This window comes from Corallincola holothuriorum (assembly GCF_003336225.1).
Taxonomy (GTDB): Bacteria; Pseudomonadota; Gammaproteobacteria; order Enterobacterales; family Neiellaceae; genus Corallincola; species Corallincola holothuriorum.
Window position 1 is genome coordinate 453,320 of sequence record NZ_QPID01000002.1, and the last position, 19,825, is coordinate 473,144.

A 19,825-nucleotide genomic window follows, 5' to 3' on the forward strand; every position below is an offset into this window, starting at 1 on the left:
CAAGGCTGCCTTTTTTAATGGGGATAACTGACGCCTACAATCCATTCTGATCAGTGACTTCACTGGGGCTAAGGTAGTTTCAAGCTACAAAAAAACCGCCATCAGGCGGTTTTTTTACACAGGTAACAAAGGTCGGTGGACGTCGACCTGAGTATTACAGGCTTTCTGTAAATGTACGAGTGATCACGTCACGCTGCTGTTCAGGAGTCAGTGAGTTAAAGCGCACTGCATAGCCTGATACGCGGATAGTCAGCTGTGGGTAGTTCTCTGGGTGTGCAATCGCATCTTCCAGTGTTTCACGGCTCAGTACGTTCACGTTCAAGTGCTGGCCACCTTCAACTTTAGGTGCTGCCATTTCCATTGCCACTTCTTTGTACTCGATGTTGCCTAGCTTAGATAGGGCTACAACTTCGTCTTCGGCGTACAGGTCATCTTTGACACACAGGCAGCGTGCTTCGCTTGCTGCTTCATCCAACAACCAGAAAGAGTTGATCAAGGCGTCGTTGTCGGCTTTAGTGATTTGGATACCGATAGTCATAATATTACCCTCAAAAGAGTTAAAAAAAGGATTTCAAATTCTGAATTGATTTGTATCACGAAAGAGGTATCTGAAAATTGATCCAGCGCAATGAAAGTGCTGGATCAGGGTGTTATGCAGCTTTTTTTATCAGGCTGCGTAGATACTGGATCTCTGCCGGCCACAGCGTTTCATCAATGGTTTCCAAGACTAACGGAATATTATCAAAGCGAGTATCTGGCATGATGTACTCCCATACAGCGTTACCTATGGTGCCCATGCCCAGACTATGGTGGCGGTCAACACGGCTGCCTAGCGGGTTCTTAGAGTCATTGAGGTGCATAGCGCGCAAGTACTGAAAGCCAACGACCTGTTCAAACTGTTGAAATGTTTTTTCACAAGCTTCATGACTGGTTAAGTCATAGCCCGCAGCAAAGCTGTGGCAGGTATCGAGACAGATACCGACGCGAGATTTATCTTCTACCTGCGCGATAATTTCGGCCAACTGCTCAAAGCTATGGCCAAGATTGCTGCCTTGGCCGGCGGTATTTTCGATCACGGCGCAGACGCCTTGCGTCTGATCTAGAGCGATATTGATCGATTCAGCAATGCGGCTTAAACATTCGGTGACGGAAATTTTCTTCAGATGACTGCCAGGATGGAAATTAAGCAGTGATAAGCCCAGCTGTTCGCAACGCTGCATCTCGTCAATAAAAGCAGCGCGGCTACGTTCAAGGCCTGCTGCTTCTGGGTGTCCCAGATTAATCAGATAGCTATCATGGGGCAGGATCTGATCACTTTTGATGTTGGCTTTGTCGCAGTTAATTTTAAACTGCTCAATGTTTTTTTGTTCCAGCGGTTTGGCGTCCCAGCGGCGCTGATTTTTGGTAAATAGGGCGAATGCGTTCGCACCAATTTTTTCGGCGTTGAGGGGGGCGTTTTGTACGCCACCCGAGGCACTAACATGGGCACCAATAAACTTCATGGCGAGCTTCTCTAGGTTCTGATAATGATTGAGCGACAGTGTAACCTCCTTGCTTAGACAAACAAGCGGCTGTCAGCGGGATTGTTTGGCCCTGATTAGTGTTGTTGCATCGCTTTGGCTTAGTTACTCTGGCACACAAATTTATATACTAGGGTGACTAACGTGGGTTTCGCGAGCTGGCAGGAGTTAATCGAACAAGAGAAACAGCAGGCCTATTTCCAGCAGACCTTGCAGGCGGTGGAGCACGCAAGGCGATCTGGTGTCACTGTCTATCCACCCCATGAGCAAGTTTTCGAAGCCTTTCAAGCGACTGGACTAGAGCAATTAAAGGTGGTGATCTTGGGGCAGGACCCATACCACGGCCCAGCTCAAGCTCATGGCCTCTGTTTTTCTGTGCAACATGGGGTTACTCCGCCCCCTTCGTTAAAGAATATCTATAAAGAGTTAGCCAATGATGTTTCGGGTTTTCAGATCCCCACACATGGCAATCTTCGCCCGTGGGCTGAGCAAGGGGTGTTGTTGCTTAATACTGTGCTGACGGTGGAAGCTGGCAAAGCCCACTCCCATGCCAAGTTCGGCTGGGAGACATTTACCGACGCAGTGATCGCTAAAATTAATCAGCATCAGCAAGACATCGTTTTCATGTTGTGGGGGGCGCATGCCCAGAAGAAAGGCCGGATGATTGATCGCCAACGTCATACCGTACTTGAGGCGCCGCATCCATCACCACTGTCTGCTCACCGGGGTTTTTTTGGCTGTGGCCATTTTTCTCAGGCCAATGACCGCCTTGTCGCTCTCGGTAAAAATCCCATTCAGTGGCAGGTGTAGTGGGTCAAAAATAGGGGATTCATGACTGAAATGAATATTTTGTGAAGCAGATCGCTAGAACGTCTGCCTATTCAATGAGTTCTATTAGTTTTGGTCAAAAATGTGTCACTTTCCTCGGGCTATGATGGGAACATATGACTCAGATGTCGGTCACAATTTTATAACAGGTACTCACCTCGTGGGGATGAGCTGCTTATACTGGTTGTTCAGCTTTTAACTCATGGCTTATATAAATCAACCATTTAGACCATCGGGAGAGGTCCTATGCTCGAACTAATACACAATGACCATAAGAACTTGGCAATACTAATCCAGTTGCTGAGAGAGCGTCATGCCGCATTGGTAGAGAAGGGGGAAGTCAATTACAGCCTGATCCGGGATGTGGTGGATTACATGCAGGAGTACGCTGACAAGTATCACCATAAAGTGGAAGACGTGGTCTATGACTACTACCTCACCCATAAATGCCAACAGAGCAGTGAAGGGAATAAGTTGTCGGTTGAGCATAAAAAGCTGGAATTGAATACCGATGAACTGCGCACCATGCTTGATATGATCCTCAATGATTGCGTCATCCCTCTGGATCAATTCGCCGATAAGCTCGGCGAGTTTATCGCGATGCAACAAGCGCATATGGATTATGAAGAGCAACATATTCTGCCAGAACTAGCAGCGGTGATGACTAAAGATGATTGGCAGGCGGTAGCAGACAAATTCCCGGTATGCCCCGGAGCTACTCTTGAAGAGGCGAAAGCGACGGCACAGCGCCTTGATCCATTGTTTGGACAACAAGTAGCAGAGCAATACAAAGATCTAGCCAAGCGTCTACAGACCCGAAATGAGTGTGTTAGCGTTTAGGCTTATCGCCTGATATTAAGCAATTTGGATGAAATAAAAAGCCCCGGACAGAATCCGGGGCTTTTTTTATATTTCTAAGTCATCTAACTCTAAATCATGTGCCCAATCAATATCTTGCAACTCTTTCTTTAACCTGAAACGCTCTTGAATAGATTCGATTTCACGCCATTTACGTTTTTTTTGTCTGCTCCCCTTAGGCCCGCGCTCTTGTCCGGCAACTTCTAATGCTAAACGCTCCATGCTTACCTCCGGTTTTATATTGTTGGCAATTACGGTGATATCATAACCAGGTTAAAAATAAAACGATGATGTTGCGCTTTTGTTATTGCGTCACACTTTCTTTGGTTATTTTCACTTGTCAGATCCCGTTGTTTATCTCTGAATGCCTAACGCCTCTGTGCTTTGTGCGCCACTTTGTTGTTTAACAACGATCAATTCCGTTCTTCGTCAGTTGTGTTATCTTTCACCGTCTCCTTAGAACAAGGTTTTTGGGGAGCTAAGGGCACCATTGGGTTCGCTAGCACAAACTCAGTGACAAGCTATATTGATAGCGACTTGCCCTCGCGCAACACTTGTTAGCCCGAATGAATTGAATGCGCTCGCCTATGGCGTGCGTGACCGGAACTGATCTCAAGACTTTCACTGGAAAGGAGCACCTATGCTTCAGGCAATAAACCCGACTCAAACCGCAGCATGGAAGGCGCTTAGCGACCACGCTGAGCAGATGAAGAAAACTGACATTGCAGCCTTGTTTGCAAATGATGCGGCTCGTTTTGACAAATTTTCACTACAATTTCACGACATCCTTTTCGACTATTCGAAGAATTTGCTTACCGAAGAGACGCTGACCAAGTTGTTGGCGTTAGCTGAGCAAACAGAGCTGAAAGATGCGATCGACAAGATGTTTGCCGGCGATGAGATCAATGCCACGGAAGGGCGTGCAGTACTGCACGTCGCCCTGCGTAACCGCAGCAATACACCAGTATTAGTTGATGGCGAAGATGTCATGCCAGCCGTGAATAAAGAGCTGGCGAAGATGAAAGCTTTCTGCGAGAAAGTGCATTCAGGTGAGTGGAAAGGGTATACCGGTAAGGCGATCACTGATGTGGTTAATATCGGCATCGGCGGTTCAGATCTTGGCCCGGTGATGGTGACTGAAGCGCTTAAGCCATATTGGAAAGGGATCACGCCACACTTTGTTTCCAACGTCGACGGCACTCATATTGTTGAAACATTAAAGAAAGTGGATCCAGAAACGACCCTTTTCTTGATTGCATCGAAGACATTTACTACTCAAGAAACCATGACCAACGCCCACAGTGCGCGCGATTGGTTCTTGAAGGCAGCCGGTGATGAAGCGCATGTCGCTAAGCACTTCGCTGCTTTGTCTACCAACCAGAAGTCAGTAGAAGCGTTCGGTATCGATAGCGCCAATATGTTTGAGTTTTGGGACTGGGTTGGTGGTCGTTATTCCTTGTGGTCAGCGATTGGCCTATCCATTGCGTTGACCGTTGGTTACGACAACTTCGAACAGTTGCTCCAGGGCGCTCACGATGTTGACCAACATTTTGCTACCGCAGAGATGGACAAAAATGTGCCTGTACTGATGGCGCTAGTTGGTCTTTGGTATGGCAACTTCTTTGGTGCCGATAGTGAAGCTATTTTGCCTTATGACCAGTACATGCATCGCTTTTCTGCGTACTTCCAGCAGGGCAACATGGAAAGTAACGGCAAGTATGTTACCCGTGATGGTGAAGCGGTAGATTATCAAACTGGCCCAATTATTTGGGGTGAGCCGGGTACCAATGGTCAGCATGCGTTTTACCAGCTTATCCACCAGGGCACCAAACTTATCCCTTGTGATTTTCTGGCACCAGCCGTGAGCCACAATCCGATTGGTGATCATCATCCGAAGCTGTTGGCTAACTTCTTTGCGCAAACTGAAGCGTTGGCGTTTGGTAAAGATCGTGCCACCGTGGAAGCTGAGTTGAAAGCGGCAGGCAAATCCGACGCTGAGATCGCTGAATTGGCACCGCATAAAGTGTTCTTGGGTAACCGTCCGACTAACAGCATGCTGTTTAAACAGTTAGACGCACGTACCCTGGGTCAATTACTTGCGTTCTACGAGCACAAGATTTTTGCCCAAGGCGTTATCTGGAATATCTTCAGCTTTGACCAGTGGGGCGTAGAGCTTGGTAAGCAGTTAGCTAACCAGATCCTGCCTGAACTGACTAACGATGATGCAGTAAGCAGCCATGACAGCTCTACTAACGGTTTGATCAACGCTTATAAAGCGATGGCGAAATAGTTAGCGCGATGATTGCTAGAAAAAAGGCCGCATTTGCGGCCTTTTTTGTGTTTGCAGTAAAGGAAAGCGAGCTAAGGCTGCTATAGCTGTTTGTCCAAAATGGCTTCTAGCTTCAGTTGGTCTGCGGCAAAGTTACGGATCCCTTCGGCCAGCTTCTCAGTAGCCATGGCATCTTGGTTGAGCTGCCAGCGAAACTCCGCTTCAGTTAGCGGCGCAGGTTTTGGCTTAAGTTGGGTTGGGGAATTTAGCTTCCGCACGATGCTTGTGTTGGCTTGGCTTAACTCTTCTAGTAGTCCTGGACTGATCGTCAGTCGATCGCATCCGGCCAGTTCAATGATCTCGCCACTGTTGCGAAAGCTGGCTCCCATCACCACGGTTTGATAACCATGTTGTTTGTAATAGTCATAAATGGCGGTGACAGACTGCACGCCAGGATCTTCAGCAGCGCTGTACTCTTTCTTGTCCGTATTCGCTTTATACCAGTCGAGGATACGGCCAACAAAAGGCGAGATAAGAAAGGCACCCGCTTCAGCACATGCTCGGGCTTGAGCAAAGCTAAATAGTAGTGTCAGGTTACAATTAATCCCTTCCTGCTCCAACTGCTTGGCGGCACAGATCCCCTCCCAGGTAGCGGCGATCTTAATCAGAATACGGTCATTGCTAATTCCGGCTGCGTTGTACAGCTTGATCAACTTGCGCGCTTTCTCCAGCGTTGCCTCAGTATCAAAAGAGAGGCGGGCATCCACTTCCGTTGAAATACGGCCGGGTACCAGTTTTAGGATCTCCAGGCCAACATTGACGGAGAGCTTGTCACTGGCATCAATCAGTTGCTGAGTGGTATCTGTGCTTTGGGCTTTGGCCCAGGCAATAGCATCATCGATATAGGGCTGGTAATCAGGGCTCTGTACGGCTTTCAGCAGTAATGATGGATTCGTGGTGGCGTCTTGCGGCTGGCTGCGGGCGATCGCGTCTATATCACCGGTATCCGCGACCACTGTGGTCATGGTTTTGAGTTGTTGCAGTGTATTCGCCATGGTATTCCCTGAATGTTGTTCGTTAGCTTCTCATATTGTTATTCTGCCGGTTGCTCCTGCATCCGGAGGCTTACTATAGCCGATGCTTATCCTTTGACAAAGGTGTGATGATATCGGTGTCGTTAATCTGATTAACTGGATAGACTTGTCGGCGGATGATTAGAATCAGGTGATGCTAAATTACCTGGGCGTTTACGCTTTAAATGGCTTGAGTTGTGCCATTGATGGGGATGCATGAGTGCAGTAGCAAACCAGTTTTATAAACGCCAGCGTTTGTTGGTGGTAGATGACTGCGCACCAATCCGTACAGCCATCAAAGGGATGCTACAAACCTTGGGCTGTGAAGATATTCAAACCGCCGCTAATGGTGAGCGTGCCCTGGCACTGTGTGAAACCCGTCCGTTTGATATTGTCTTGTGCGATTACAATCTCGGTGATGGCAAAGACGGTTATCAGTTGTTTGAAGAGCTGAAGCAACGGGCGCTGATCCAGCCGGAAAGTCTGTTTATTCTGATCAGTGCTGAAAATCGCCGCCAGGTGGTACATGGGGTGATCGAACTACAACCTGATGATTACCTGATTAAACCGTTTAGCTACGTCAGTTTAGGGCGCCGCCTTGCCCGTGCATTTATCAAAAAGCATTCATTAGCTTCAGTTTACCAAGCGCTGCGTGATGAGAACCTCGAAGATGCAGCAGAGCAGTGCTACCTTGCTGTGAAAAATGTGCCAGAGCATAAGCTCTTTGCCATGCGCATGCGCGGTGAGCTGTTGGTTAAATTAGGCCACTATCAGCGGGCGTTTGACCTGTATGCGGAAGTGCTGAGTGAACGAGACCACCCTTGGGCGATGCTGGGCTTAGCGATCACGCGCTTTCATTTAGGCCAGATCCGCGAAGCTAAATTGATGTTTGAGGCTTTATTAGAGCGAGCCGAAGTGCGGGTGGAATCGTTTGATTGGCTTGGACGGGTAGCTATCAGGGCGAAGCAGCTGGAAGCAGCACAGGAGTTTTTTGTCGAAGCCAGTAAACTCTCGCCGAGAAACATTGAACGTCAACGTGCCATTGCCCATTTAGCGATGGCGAATGATCAGCTAGAGATGGCGGTTAAAGCGCATAAGAAAATTGTTGAAGGGATCCGGCATTCGGTGCACGAAACACCACTTCATCACCTTAATTACGCCCGTTGCCTGGTCGATCTGGCGATCGAGAGTAATGATTTAGTGGCTGTGCGTTGTGTGAATCGCGCACAGGAGGTGCTACGTGATACCTGCCGCCGCTTCAACAGTGAGTTGCTTGATTCGCAAAATCAGATTTTGAATTCCCGTATCAGTGTGTTGAAAGGCGATATCGAAACCGCTCGTGTGTTGCTGGATCCGCAGCTTATTGCAGAGCCTTTACACAATATTGAAGATCAGTTGGATAAGGCCAAAGCCTTGTTTGGGGCTGGGGAGCCAGAGCAAGCGGAAGAGGTGATGTCGCAGATAGCGCAGATGAAGTCCGATGATGAACTGTCTGCGGCTACGCTCGGGGTGATTGTTGAGCGAGAGTCACAGCGGCAGCGGGTATTCAATGACAAGATCCGTCAGCTCAATAGTGATGGCATGGAGCTCTATCAGATTGGTGCGTATGGCGAAGCATTGGATTGCTTCATCGAGGCATTTGATATGATGCCTCACAGCGCCAGTTTGGCGCTGAACTTAGCACAAGCCTTAAGCAAAGCCTGGTCGTCAAAGCTCTCTCGGCTACAAGTTTTGGCGCTAGGGAAGCGCTGTAAATCTGTGATTGAACAATCGCCTTTGACTGAGCATAACGCCAAGCGCTATGACGCTATCAAGAAGGAGTTAGAGAGCGTCCTTAGTTCTCCGCGCTAACCTGCTACGCTTTGCTATATTCCCTTCCGTAAACAAAGCCACCATGCTTCCAATACAGATAGTCTCTGGAGATATCACCAAGCTTACCGTTGATGCCATAGTCAATGCCGCTAATCCCAGTTTGTTGGGGGGCGGTGGCGTTGATGGCGCTATTCATCGTGCCGCAGGGCCTGAATTGCTGGCCGTATGTCGTCGGTTGGGTGGTTGCGCTGCTGGTGACGCTAAGATCACCCCTGGTTTTAACTTGCCTGCTAGCTATATCATTCATTGCGTTGGCCCGGTTTGGCATGGCGGCACGCGAGGTGAAGCTGAACTGTTAGCCAGCACCTATCGGCAAGCGATGGCATTGGCGGCCGAACACCGACTGCAGAGCGTTGCTTTCCCTGCCATTAGTTGTGGCATCTATGGATATCCGTTGGCGCAAGCAACTCAGGTGGCGATCCAAACTATTGAGCAGTGCCGCCGACAAGGCGCTGGCTTGCCAGAAAAAGTGTTTCTGGTTGCCTTTGCTGACAACGATCAGCAAGTGATGAGCCGGGTTCTGGCAGACTGCGGCGCAGAATAAGTTAGATCATTTATTATCAGTCCGTGGCTGATGGAGGAAAAATGCTGGATTTTATTAACCTTATTAATGGCGTGTTGTGGGGAAACCTGTTGATCTATCTGTTACTCGGAACAGGTATTTTCTTTACCGTGCGTTTAGGGTTTATTCAGTTTCGCCACTTTGGTCATACCTTTACCGTTTTACGTCATTCACGCAAGAGCAGCAGCCACGGTATCTCATCATTTCAGGCGTTATGTACGAGTTTGGCAGCCCGTGTCGGTACGGGTAACTTAGCCGGCGTCGCGACGGCGATCATTGCTGGTGGCCCGGGGGCTGTTTTTTGGATGTGGTTGATTGCATTGATTGGGATGGCCACCAGTTTTGCGGAATCGACGTTAGCTCAGGTCTATAAGGTGGAAGATGATCAGGGGCTTTATCGTGGTGGTCCTGCCTACTATATGGAAGCCGGCTTGGGTAAGCGGTGGATGGGAATACTGTTCGCCATCGCGTTGATCCTCTGCTTTGGTTTGGTATTTAACGCCGTGCAAGCCCACGAGATTAGCAAGGCGATGGAGCAAGCATTTGAGGTGCCTCGAATCGTCAGTGCGGGGGTGATGGTTGTTTTGGCGGGTTTCATTGTCTTTGGCGGCATGCGCACTATCGCTCGGTTTGCCGAGTTGGTCGTTCCGGTGATGGCGTTGGCTTATATCATTATCGCCTTTGGTGTTGTGCTGTTTAATATTGATCAAATGCCACGGGTGCTTAGCAACATCATAGGTAGTGCATTTGGCTGGCATGAAGCGGGTGCCGGGGCATTGGGGTATACCGTGATGGCAGCGATGATGAACGGTATCAAGCGCGGCTTGTTCTCCAATGAGGCCGGTATGGGTAGCGCACCTAATGCGGCGGCCAGTGCAGAGCCTTATCCTCCGCATCCGGCATCTCAGGGTTATGTGCAGATGTTAGGGGTGTTTATCGATACGCTGGTGATATGCACGGCGACCGCAGCGGTGATTTTGATTGCCGATACCTCAGGTGCCGATGGTGTGAGTGGTGTGCAGTTGACCCAGCTGGCACTCTCTTCGTTGGTTGGTAACTGGGGGGCGGGTTTTGTTGCCGTCGCTTTGCTGTTTTTTGCCTTTACCTCGATCGTGGCAAACTATGCCTATGCTGAAAGTAATTTGGTGTTTCTTGAGCATAAACACCTTGCCGGTTTGAACTTGTTCCGGTTGTTCGTGCTAGGCATGGTGGTGTTTGGCGCCTTGGCACAAAGCGACCTGGTGTGGAGTCTGGCGGATACCAGTATGGGCTTGATGGCGATTATTAACTTGGTCGCGATCTTGCTGTTATCGAAGGTCGTGGTCACCTTGGCGCGGGATTACCATCAACAACAGCGCGAAGGCAAGGTGCCAACGTTTGACCGTAAACAGTTCCCTGAGCTGGATAAGCAGATCGCTCCTGGTGTGTGGGAAAATAAAAACTAGTTCGAGCATCGCTGCGGTATCGAGCAATGATCGATGGGATAAGAAAGGAGACGACTAGTCTCCTTTTTAATGTCCAAGCTTTAAACTCACAGGGGCTCAGAAATAGAGCCAAAACTAACGCTTTTTTCCTGATCGTCTATATTAACGTTATCTTGTGAACGGATACGCGAGCTTAATATGACAAGGACAGTGCTTTTCTTTCTCTCATCTTTGCCTTTAATCACCGCCCAAGCGGTTTCTGCTAACGACTTTGAAGTGTCATGTGCGGCCTTGAATCAGACCTGCTTAGCACAAAACCAATCTCGCCTAGAGAGCGGTGATGCCGCGGCACAATATTGGATGGGTCGTTATCAGTTCTATCATTGGTCTGACTTTGACACCGCCTATGATTGGTATCAGCGCGCAGCGCTGCAGGGGTATGCTCCGGCTAAACGCGCGTTAGCGCTATATCATCTGCGTGGCGCAGGCGGTTTGGAGACGAATATCTCGCTGGCATTCACATTGCTTATTCAGGCATCAGAGCAGGGGGACGCTAAAGCGTATTTTTTACTTGATAAACTGGATAAGAAATCCGCGCTGGTGGTGCTAAATAGTCGCTCGTAGAGAGCACAAAGGGCTTGGCGAGGCAGGCCGCTATGATATAGTCAGGGCTTGATTTTCTGCTCTGGAATGCCTGATGCTCGCTGTTATTTCGCCAGCTAAAACGCTGGACTATGAAACCCCGCCAATCACCGACTACTACTCACAGCCAGAGCTGCTGGAACACTCGCAAGAGTTGATCCAGCGTTGTCGTCAACTCAGTCCAGATCAGATCGCTTCGTTAATGAAAATTAGCGATAAGCTGGCAGGATTGAATGCCGCCCGTTTTCAGGAATGGCAGCCGGATTTCACCCCAGAGAATGCTAAGCAAGCCCTGCTAGCATTTAAAGGGGATGTGTATGACGGGATGGATGCCACCAGTTTTAGTGATGATGATATTGCTTGGGCACAGGATCACTTACGTATTCTGTCTGGGTTGTATGGTTTACTAAAACCACTCGATTTGATGCAGCCTTATCGCTTAGAGATGGGAACCAAATTAGATACTGGCAGAGGCAATAATCTGTATCAGTTTTGGGGCAACATCATTACCGAACAACTCAGCAAAGCCTTGTCAGCACAAAACGACAGGGTGTTGATCAACCTTGCGTCTAACGAATATTTTAAATCGGTAAAACTTAAGCCGCTGAAAGCCTACGTGGTTACACCTGTGTTTAAAGATCTGAAAAATGGGCAATACAAGGTGATTAGCTTTTACGCGAAAAAAGCCCGCGGCATGATGGCGCGCTATATTCTGCAAAACAGGATCCAGGACCCTGAGCAGTTGAAGTTGTTTGGCGAAGGTGGGTATTACTTCTCGGGCCCAGACTCCACTGAATATCAGTGGGTGTTTAAGCGCGATCACACATAGTTTAAGCCGTTAAAATTGATGGCAAACGACAGGTCTGGAAGATTGTCTTTTGCCATCATAACTATGTGACCGCGACATGGGTATTTGCCGCACTCAGAGCAGAATTTGCTTCTACCATTAGAGTTATCCGTTCACTGACTTCATTCATCTGGACATTTAGTCTCAGGAGACTCTCTTTATGCCAAATATTCAGCTTCACAATATGCAAAAATCGGTAACTTCATCTGCTGTTTTTATCATTCTCTTTATCGTGGCTTTTTTTGCTAACGCTTCAGAAGTGGCGAGTGGGGACTTGCGTGCGGCGATCCGCAGCGCGGGTTTTTCTTGTCACCAAGTCATTAACGTAAAAAGTGCCGGTGATAATGACTGGGTTGTAAAATGTAATGCTGGAAAATATCGTGTTAAGCGAGATCCAAATGGCCAATTTACCGTGAGTCAGGTTGAGTGAATAGAGGTAGTCTAGGAGCGCAACCGCAGAAAGTGTCGATGTATGTTGTTCAAATGGAAGATTATTCTCCCGCCCTGTCGATGTCTGGGCTAAACGAGGGGATGACATCAGCTTGCCGCTAGAAAATCGAAGAAGAGAGTGATGATGTGGGATCAAGAGTATGCCACTGAGCAGTATGTGTATGGCAAATTGCCCAATGATTTTTTAAAGGAGCGCTATCAAGCCACTCCAATGGGCAGGGTGCTTTTACTGGCCGAAGGAGAAGGGCGAAACGCCGTTTTTCTGGCGAAGCAAGGGTATGCGGCAACGGCCGTCGATATCTCTTCGGTCGGCCTGGAAAAAGCTAAAAAATTGGCTGAACAAAGCGCTGTGGATATCGAACTTATTTGTGAAGATTTGGCCACATTTGAGCTCGGAGAAAGTCAATGGGATGGCATAGTGTCTATCTATTGCCATTTGCCACCAGCGCTGAGGCAAGATCTGTACAAACGTATTGAACGTGCACTTAAGCCTAACGGTGTTTTTTTACTTGAAGGCTATCGGCCAGCGCAATTGGCATATAAAACAGGCGGACCACCTGTTGCAGAGATGATGATAGCAAAGGAAACGTTAGTTAAAGAGTTGCCTAATCTGACATTCAGTCACCTTGAAGAGCTGGAGCGCGAAGTGGTGGAAGGCATTAATCATCATGGTGTAGGCGCCGTAGTGCAGGCGATCGGCACGCTTAGGCAATAGCTCTGAACCTCCGACCTAACTCATTATGAACCCCATTGTCAGGCGTCACTTTGCCTGGTATTGCCATTGGTCTCCGACCTTGATTGTTTTTGATACACCATCAACCAATATCGCATTTTGGCCGAAAAATGCGCCTGCTTTTACGTCGCCTAGGGTGGCCATCTCGGTCAATGCGCGTAGCGGCTGTCCCGTTGGTTCTTGGCGCTTACCTGACTGTTGATCAACCGTGATCATTGGGCAGCGCTCGCACGGTTTGCGCAGTGCCAAGCTGTAGTCATCATGGCTCACCTCTGAGACATGATTTTCCTGAAAGGCTGACCAACCGGTGACAATGATATTGGGACGAAAACGACTCATCGGTATTGTTGGTAACCCTTGTGCTGCCAGCACATTGTTGAACACCTCCAGTGACGCTTGATTAGCTAGTAGGTATGGATAACCATCGGCGAAATGGGTATTGGCACTTTCCCCTTGGCGAAGGTGGCTCTGACTGACCGGTCGCTGGGCTTGCTCAGCGAAACGAACCAAGCGTAACGGGCGGGGCCATTGTGTACCAAGTACCTTGGCTAACCATTGCGAAACTGAGTCACCTTCATCCGTTGCTTCCACCTGATCTTTCCATACCGTGACATCCATCAGCGGCAACGGCACGTGTGTCGTGCGCTTAAGGGGGATGCTGAATGGTTCATGGCCTTCGGCACTTAGGAGCAGTTGTTCTGGTTCTATGGCTGTTTTGATCGCTGCCAGGGCGGGACATTGACGCTGGGTGACGAAACGCCCTTTGCTATCGACCAGCATCCACTGCCGATCATATTGCAAACCTTCGACGCTTAACTGCGCTTCAGTTAAAGAGATGCCAGCCAGTGATTTCACCGGATAGATATACAGATGGGTGACCACACATGACATGACAAGACTCCGTTGATAAAGGCGATGCAGGGGCATAGGTTAGTCTAAATTAGGCAACCCCGGGTAGAGGGCGGTCATCACCTGGCTCGGTTCTAGTGGGTAGCCGAGCGTCGCTAACTGCACTATGGCTTGCTTTGGTGATTGCAGCACATGTCTTTGTGAATGTCGACTGACACCCGCCATCATCTTATCGAGCAGGTGTACCTGCAGGTTTTTTAGCGACACGATGTTGATGCTGTGTGCCATCTCATGGGTTTCACACCACTGCATCAGCTCGTTTAACGCCGGCATAATCTCTGGGCCACCAAGTTGCCAGTGCCGGATATCCGTGACGCGAACCCAAGGCTTGCCAGCAAGGGGCAATGCTGCCGCGATCACTCTGTCTCGATAACTCTCCGAGAATAGCTGATTGACACTACCTTCGACGGTGATCCAGAGAACCTGACCAAATGCGTGACATTGTGCTTGCCCATGTTCTTGCATTGCCAGTACTCCCCTATGTGCTGGTTATCGTTAGTGGTTATGTGAAGCACAATGTGAGTGGTTATTTTCACCACCATGGTCACCAGGGTCGACGATAGCATCGAGTTCTATGGTGAGGTGTTTGATCTCAGTAAAAGGTTTGAGCCGAGCGCGGAAATCTTCAATTGAGTTTGCCGCATGGCTTCTTAGACTGATGACGGCGGCATATTGATTGGGCGCTGTTTGCCACAGATGCAGATCGGTAACGCGGGTTTGTTCTACTGCGTGCAGTGCTTCTACGATCGCCTCACATCGAGCCTTTTTGGGGGCATGGTCGAGCAACACTTCGCTGGTTTGTTTCAGTAGCCCTAATGCCCAACGGCTGATGACAACTGCACCAACAATCCCCATTAAGGGGTCCATCCAGTACCAACCCATCCATTTGCCTGCCAGCAGCGCTAATATCGCCGTTATTGAGGTCAGCGCATCTGCCAGCACATGCATGTAAGCGGCACGTAAGTTGTGGTCATGATGATGCTCTTTATGGGAGGCGTGGCCATGAGGAGCATGCTCGTTGTGAGCATGATGTTCAGTATGATGATGGTTATGCCCGTGGTGATCATGGCCATGGTGGTGGCCGCCTGCCCCCATCAATAGCCAGGCGCTTAACAGGTTGACCGACAGACCGATAATGGCCACAACAATGGCTTCATTGAAACGGATCTCGGAAGGAGATATGAGCCTTTCTACCGATTCCATCGCCATAAATAGTGCGACCACCGCGAGGGCGACCGCACTGGCAAAGCCACCGAGTGAGCTGACCTTGCCTGTACCAAAGGTGAAGGTGGCGTTTTGCGCATGGCGGGTGGCATAGCGATAGGCAAATAGCGTGATAGCAAAGGCGGCAACGTGGGTCGCCATGTGCCAGCCATCGGCCAATAGTGCCATCGAGCCATATACGGTGCCTGCGATGATCTCGATGACCATAGTGACAGCCGTCAGCCAAAGCACATACCAGGTACGTTTTTCTCCCTGAGTATGGTCTGGCTGATATCTATGTTTGGGGCAGCTTGGTACCACGTTTTTCTGGTTCATAACTCACTGTGAATGCAGACGCTTTAAGAGTCTGTAGTTTTAGCTGCACTGCTCTTCGCTGCCGACTTTTTTACTGCGCGTTTTAGTTGCTTCTTGGCTTTGCGCTTAGCTTGTACGGCGGTGAGCTTCTTCTTACCGGCTTTGCCTTTCCCTTTACCGGGCAGTCGGGCTTCCCGGTTTTGTGGCGCCAAGCCTTTTATGGTTCGGCGTTTTAACTGCTGCTCGGTATAACGCTCGATACGTGACAAGTTGGCCATGTCGTGGGCTTCAATCAGACTGACAGCGATCCCTTTGCGTCCGGCCCGTGCGGTACGACCAATCCTGTGGACATAGATATCGGCGGTGCGTGGCAAGTCATAGTTGATGACATGAGAGATCTCTGGGATATCCAGCCCGCGAGCGGCCACATCGGTGGCTAGCAATATATGAGTATCGCCGTCGCGGAATTTCTGCAGTGCCTCGTTCCGTCGATCTTGTGCCATTTCACCACGGATCCAACTATGCACAATATTGGCATTGTCGAGGGCTGCAGACAGCTCCATCAGGCGGTCACGTGTCTTAACGAAGACAATGGCACGTTGCGTTTCTTCATTTGTTAGGATGGATGCGAGTAACGCTTGTTTATGTTTAAGGTTGTCTGCTAGGTGCACCCACTGCACAATTTTATTGGCTTCGCGGCGTGGAGGCTCGGAATGAACCAAGGCTGGCTCTTTGAGCACATCGCGAGCAAATTTCTCTAAACCTTTGCCTTCCAATGTGGCTGACAGTAGCAACGTTTGCTTGCGCCAACGGGTCTCGTCGGCGATGCGATCCATTTCAGCGATGAAGCCCATATCTAGCATGCGGTCGGCCTCGTCCAGGATCAGGCATTCAACTGCACGACAATCAAACACTTCGCTGTTGATATACTCCATTAATCGCCCAGGTGTCGCGACCACCAGATCACAACTGCCGTGCAAGGTACCGACATGTTTTTCATATTCGACCCCGCCGGTGATTGAAGCGCATTTCAGCTCAGTAAACTGGGTCAGGGTAATGGCGTAATCCAGCACTTGCTGGGCTAATTCTCGGGTTGGCACTAAGACAAGAATTCGGGGCGGCCCGGGTTTTCTGCGGGGAAAATCGATCAAATGCTGCAGTGCCGGTAACAAGAACGCCGCTGTTTTCCCCGTGCCTGTTGGGGCGGACGCCATCACGTCACGATCATCTAAGGCGAACGGGATCATCTCCTGTTGCACTGTGGTTGGGCGAGAGTGGCCTAACTCCGCTAAGGCACGGATCAGTTCGGGAGCGATATCTAAGGATTCAAAATCTGGCGTCATGGCTGGTCATATTTTACGGCACAATAGCTCTATTCTAACTCAGGCTGCGGCAACCGGCAGCAGCTATCTGGCTGTGAAGTAAATAAAAACAGCATGATTTGGAAAAAATGGCCTAACTTATGGCAGCCTTGGTTTGCGCAAACTTGTCAGCGTGTTAATGTTTTTCGTTAATTAGTTACTAAAGCTTGGTGGTTTTTGCTTGCCCGTGTAGGCAATACGGCGACCATGTTTTGAATTATCCAAATGAGGTAATCGCTTGTCCCGTCCACTGAATACCGCTGATACGCTCGGTTTAGGTTTTATGTTATTGGCCTTTTTCTTAGGGGCAGGAAACTGGATCTTTCCGCCGATGGCGGGACAGCAAGCGGGGCACGAAGTGTTGCCTGCTACCTTGGGCTTTTTGATCACGGCCGTTGGCTTACCGCTACTGGGAGTGATCTCGCTGGCTGCTGCTAGAGGTGGTTTAGCCCAGTTGGGCCGTTACTTGCCTGCGGGCGCCAGTTTACTGTTGGCGTTAGCGATTTACATCGTGATGGTGCCAGGATTTGGTATTCCCCGCACGGCCTTGGTTGCTTTTGAGATGGGGTTTAAGCCTTTTTTCACTGAAGTGAACCAAGATTTTTTATTGGCCGGTTTCTCTCTTGGCTATTTCTCTTTGACCTTCTGGTTGGCGTTAAATCCGAGCAAGTTACTCAATCGCATTGGTAAATTTATTGCGCCGTTGATGTTGGTATTGATTGCAGTACTTGGCTATGTGGTGTTTACCGCACCACTGGCACCGATTGGTGAGGGGCAGGGTGAGTTTGTTGCGACGCCGTTTACCAAAGGATTTCTTGAAGGTTATATGACCATGGATCTGCTGGCAGCCATGCTGTTTGGCGTATTGATTATTAATACTTTGAAAGACAAAGGTGTTGAAGCACAACGTCATCAATACAGCAGTTTGATTTTAGGCGGCTCTATTGCCGCTATTGGTTTAGCCTGTGTTTACATCATCTTGTTCTACATGGGGGCAACGAGCCATAGTGTGGCGCCAGGCGCTGCCAATGGCGGTGAAGTGTTTACCCTTTATATGTCAGCATCGATGGGCTTGGGTGGGCAACTGGTACTGGCGTTTGTCGTGGGGCTTGCCTGTCTGACAACGGCTGTTGGCGGCACCAGTGCCTGTGCTGAGTATTTTGTTGAGCGCTGGCCAAAGCTTTCCTACCGTCCGACGCTGTTTGTTTTAGTCGCCATCTGTACCTTGGTCGCCAATATCGGGTTATCGGCACTTATTGGTGCTTTTATCCCAGTGCTGTTTGCTGTGTATCCATTGGCGATTGTCTTGGTATTACTCAATTTGTCAGCCAAATGGCTACCGGCTCCGACGCGTACGTTTTGTTGGGCTGCGGTATTTGCTTTGCTCTTTGGTTTGTGTGACGCGGCAAGATTTCTTGGCATACTCGATAAGATCCCAGGGATTGAGTTGTTGGATAGTGTGCCGCTGTTCGATTTAGGTTTAGGTTGGGTTGTTCCGGTGTTGTTGGTGGTGGTGTTAACTGTGATTGGGCCGCGAGAAGAAGCCCCTACAGAAACCTCGGCAGTGCAGGATAATGGCGATTCGTAACTTATAATTTTATTAATTTATCAAAAAGTTAAACTAAAATGTCAGAGACTAAACAGCTATCTACCACTGATATATTTGCTTTAGGTTTTATGACCTTTGCTTTCTTCTTGGGGGCGGGAAATATTATTTTTCCACCGTTAGCAGGGCAGCAAGCGGGTACGGAGTTTGTGCCAGCGATGGCGGGCTTTCTGTTTACCGCAGTGGGGTTACCGTTACTAACTTTGTTGGCCTGTGCAAAAGCCGGTGGTGGGTTGCCCCGAATGACCCGCCTGTTACCTAAGGGTGTGGGGATTGCCATCACCTTGGCTATTTTCATTGTTATTGGCCCCGCCTTCGCTACGCCCCGCACCAGCCTTGTGGCTTTTGAAATGGGTTTTAAACCATTCTTATCTTCAGCAGAGCCACAAGCTTGGGTGTTGCTGACCTATTCTATTGGTTTTTTCATTGTGGCTGCTTCCTTGGCCTTGCATAGGGGGAATCTGATCGACTATATCGGTAAGGTCCTCACGCCTGTTTTGATCCTGTTGCTATTGGTGTTATCGGTCACTGTATTGATGAACCCATTGGGAGATGCCGTCGCACCCGTAGGGGACTACGTCAGCCAACCGTTCACTAAAGGCTTTCTTGAAGGTTATAACACCATGGACACCTTTGGTGCCTTGATGTTTGGCATGCTGATCGTTGACGTACTGCGCAAGAAAGAGATCAGCGATGTGAAGTTACAAACTCGCTACCTGATATTTGCCAGTATTATTGCTGCTAGCGGCTTAGCTTTTGTTTATATGTCTTTGTTCTATTTAGGTGTAACCAGCAATGATGTCGCGCCCAATGCAGCCAATGGTGGCGAGGTGTTTGCACGTTATGTGCAGGCGATGTTCGGGGGGCCTGGTAAGCTGATTTTGGCCGCCGTTGTGACGCTGGCTTGCTTAACCACTGCCGTTGGGCTGATCAGTGCATGCGCTGATTACTTCAATCGTCTTTGGCAAAAAGTCAGTTATCAAGGCTGGGTTATTATCATCGCCGTGTTGTGTGCCATCGTGGCAAATGTGGGTCTGACTCAGTTGATTGCCGTTTCTGTACCTGTGCTGTTTGCGCTTTATCCTGTGGCGATTGCCTTGGTTATCCTCAACCTGCTGGTTGATAAGTTGCCCAATCCGAAGTTGGCATTCTATGCCGTGCTGTCTATTGCGCTATTGATGGCTCTGCTGGATGCGATAAAGGTGACTGGATTGGTTGAAGATGAAGGACTGGCATTTGCTCAAGCCCTGCCTCTGTTTAGTTATGGCCTTGCTTGGTTGTTGCCGGTGACCGTGGTGTTGGTTGGCTCGTTTATGATGCCTAAAGCTGCGGTGACTAATTCTTGATGAGATG

20 protein-coding genes are annotated in these 19,825 nt (G+C 49.3%); 12 read left to right on the top strand and 8 right to left on the bottom strand.

Features of this window, described 5'->3' with window-relative positions; all coding sequences use genetic code 11:
- Positions 1–154 precede the first annotated feature (154 nt).
- Together grcA and nfo are read right to left on the bottom strand one after the other, a co-directional pair.
- Positions 155–538, bottom strand: coding sequence for an autonomous glycyl radical cofactor GrcA (grcA, locus tag DU002_RS04905; RefSeq protein WP_114337239.1), 384 nt, complete (start codon positions 536–538; stop codon positions 155–157).
- 112 nt (positions 539–650) lie between these two features.
- Positions 651–1,502 (bottom strand): deoxyribonuclease IV, encoded by an 852-nt coding sequence (nfo, locus tag DU002_RS04910; RefSeq protein WP_114337240.1) that lies wholly within the window; start codon positions 1,500–1,502, stop codon positions 651–653.
- Positions 1,503–1,664: 162 nt separating this feature from the next.
- Between nfo and ung the strand changes: the two genes are divergently transcribed.
- A complete protein-coding gene (gene ung / locus DU002_RS04915) occupies positions 1,665–2,330 on the top strand; it encodes a uracil-DNA glycosylase (RefSeq protein ID WP_114337241.1) in 666 nt (221 codons plus the stop codon).
- 264 nt (positions 2,331–2,594) lie between these two features.
- A complete protein-coding gene (locus DU002_RS04920; RefSeq protein ID WP_114337242.1) occupies positions 2,595–3,188 on the top strand; it encodes a hemerythrin domain-containing protein in 594 nt (197 codons plus the stop codon).
- A 66-nt stretch (positions 3,189–3,254) separates the two neighbouring features.
- Here DU002_RS04920 and DU002_RS04925 read toward each other — a convergent pair whose 3' ends face one another.
- A complete protein-coding gene (locus DU002_RS04925; protein ID WP_114337243.1) occupies positions 3,255–3,428 on the bottom strand; it encodes a DUF3545 family protein in 174 nt (57 codons plus the stop codon).
- 418 nt (positions 3,429–3,846) lie between these two features.
- On the opposite strand from DU002_RS04925, the gene pgi reads away from it, so the two are divergent.
- Positions 3,847–5,496 (top strand): glucose-6-phosphate isomerase, encoded by a 1,650-nt coding sequence (pgi, locus tag DU002_RS04930; RefSeq protein ID WP_114337244.1) that lies wholly within the window; start codon positions 3,847–3,849, stop codon positions 5,494–5,496.
- Between the two features lie 80 nt (positions 5,497–5,576).
- Here pgi and tal read toward each other — a convergent pair whose 3' ends face one another.
- A complete protein-coding gene (tal, locus tag DU002_RS04935) occupies positions 5,577–6,530 on the bottom strand; it encodes a transaldolase (RefSeq protein WP_114337245.1) in 954 nt (317 codons plus the stop codon).
- 234 nt (positions 6,531–6,764) lie between these two features.
- Here tal and DU002_RS04940 point away from each other — a divergent pair, with 234 nt between their 5' ends.
- From DU002_RS04940 to DU002_RS04970, 7 genes are all read left to right on the top strand, one after another.
- On the top strand, positions 6,765–8,399 hold the full coding sequence (locus DU002_RS04940) for a response regulator (protein ID WP_114337246.1): 1,635 nt from the start codon (positions 6,765–6,767) through the stop codon (positions 8,397–8,399).
- A gap of 43 nt (positions 8,400–8,442) precedes the next feature.
- Positions 8,443–8,964 (top strand): O-acetyl-ADP-ribose deacetylase, encoded by a 522-nt coding sequence (locus DU002_RS04945; protein ID WP_114337247.1) that lies wholly within the window; start codon positions 8,443–8,445, stop codon positions 8,962–8,964.
- A gap of 41 nt (positions 8,965–9,005) precedes the next feature.
- Positions 9,006–10,427, top strand: coding sequence for an alanine/glycine:cation symporter family protein (locus DU002_RS04950; RefSeq protein ID WP_114337248.1), 1,422 nt, complete (start codon positions 9,006–9,008; stop codon positions 10,425–10,427).
- Positions 10,428–10,604: 177 nt separating this feature from the next.
- The gene (locus tag DU002_RS04955; protein WP_114337249.1) at positions 10,605–11,030 is read left to right on the top strand and encodes a tetratricopeptide repeat protein; all 426 of its coding nucleotides are present in this window, start codon (positions 10,605–10,607) and stop codon (positions 11,028–11,030) included.
- Positions 11,031–11,103: 73 nt separating this feature from the next.
- Positions 11,104–11,877 (top strand): peroxide stress protein YaaA, encoded by a 774-nt coding sequence (yaaA, locus tag DU002_RS04960; RefSeq protein WP_114337250.1) that lies wholly within the window; start codon positions 11,104–11,106, stop codon positions 11,875–11,877.
- Positions 11,878–12,055: 178 nt separating this feature from the next.
- On the top strand, positions 12,056–12,325 hold the full coding sequence (locus DU002_RS04965; protein WP_114337251.1) for a hypothetical protein: 270 nt from the start codon (positions 12,056–12,058) through the stop codon (positions 12,323–12,325).
- Positions 12,326–12,466: 141 nt separating this feature from the next.
- Positions 12,467–13,060 carry a class I SAM-dependent methyltransferase gene (locus tag DU002_RS04970; RefSeq protein WP_233496424.1) on the top strand — a complete coding sequence of 198 codons (594 nt, stop codon included), beginning with the start codon at positions 12,467–12,469 and terminating at the stop codon, positions 13,058–13,060.
- Positions 13,061–13,105: 45 nt separating this feature from the next.
- On the opposite strand, the gene DU002_RS04975 is transcribed toward DU002_RS04970, so the two are convergent.
- The 4 genes from DU002_RS04975 to srmB are packed head-to-tail and all read right to left on the bottom strand — an operon-like array spanning position 13,106 to position 16,848.
- Positions 13,106–13,969: an MOSC domain-containing protein gene (locus DU002_RS04975; protein WP_114337253.1), complete on the bottom strand. Its 864-nt coding sequence runs from the start codon at positions 13,967–13,969 to the stop codon at positions 13,106–13,108.
- Between the two features lie 39 nt (positions 13,970–14,008).
- On the bottom strand, positions 14,009–14,452 hold the full coding sequence (locus DU002_RS04980; protein ID WP_114337254.1) for a hypothetical protein: 444 nt from the start codon (positions 14,450–14,452) through the stop codon (positions 14,009–14,011).
- Positions 14,453–14,482: 30 nt separating this feature from the next.
- Positions 14,483–15,526, bottom strand: a complete 1,044-nt coding sequence (gene dmeF / locus DU002_RS04985; RefSeq protein ID WP_114337255.1) for a CDF family Co(II)/Ni(II) efflux transporter DmeF — start codon at positions 15,524–15,526, stop codon at positions 14,483–14,485.
- Positions 15,527–15,549: 23 nt separating this feature from the next.
- Positions 15,550–16,848 (bottom strand): ATP-dependent RNA helicase SrmB, encoded by a 1,299-nt coding sequence (gene srmB, locus DU002_RS04990; protein ID WP_114337256.1) that lies wholly within the window; start codon positions 16,846–16,848, stop codon positions 15,550–15,552.
- A gap of 256 nt (positions 16,849–17,104) precedes the next feature.
- On the opposite strand from srmB, the gene brnQ (DU002_RS04995) reads away from it, so the two are divergent.
- Positions 17,105–18,454: a branched-chain amino acid transport system II carrier protein gene (gene brnQ, locus DU002_RS04995; RefSeq protein WP_114337257.1), complete on the top strand. Its 1,350-nt coding sequence runs from the start codon at positions 17,105–17,107 to the stop codon at positions 18,452–18,454.
- Between the two features lie 38 nt (positions 18,455–18,492).
- On the top strand, positions 18,493–19,818 hold the full coding sequence (gene brnQ / locus DU002_RS05000; protein WP_114337258.1) for a branched-chain amino acid transport system II carrier protein: 1,326 nt from the start codon (positions 18,493–18,495) through the stop codon (positions 19,816–19,818).
- Positions 19,819–19,825 lie beyond the last annotated feature (7 nt).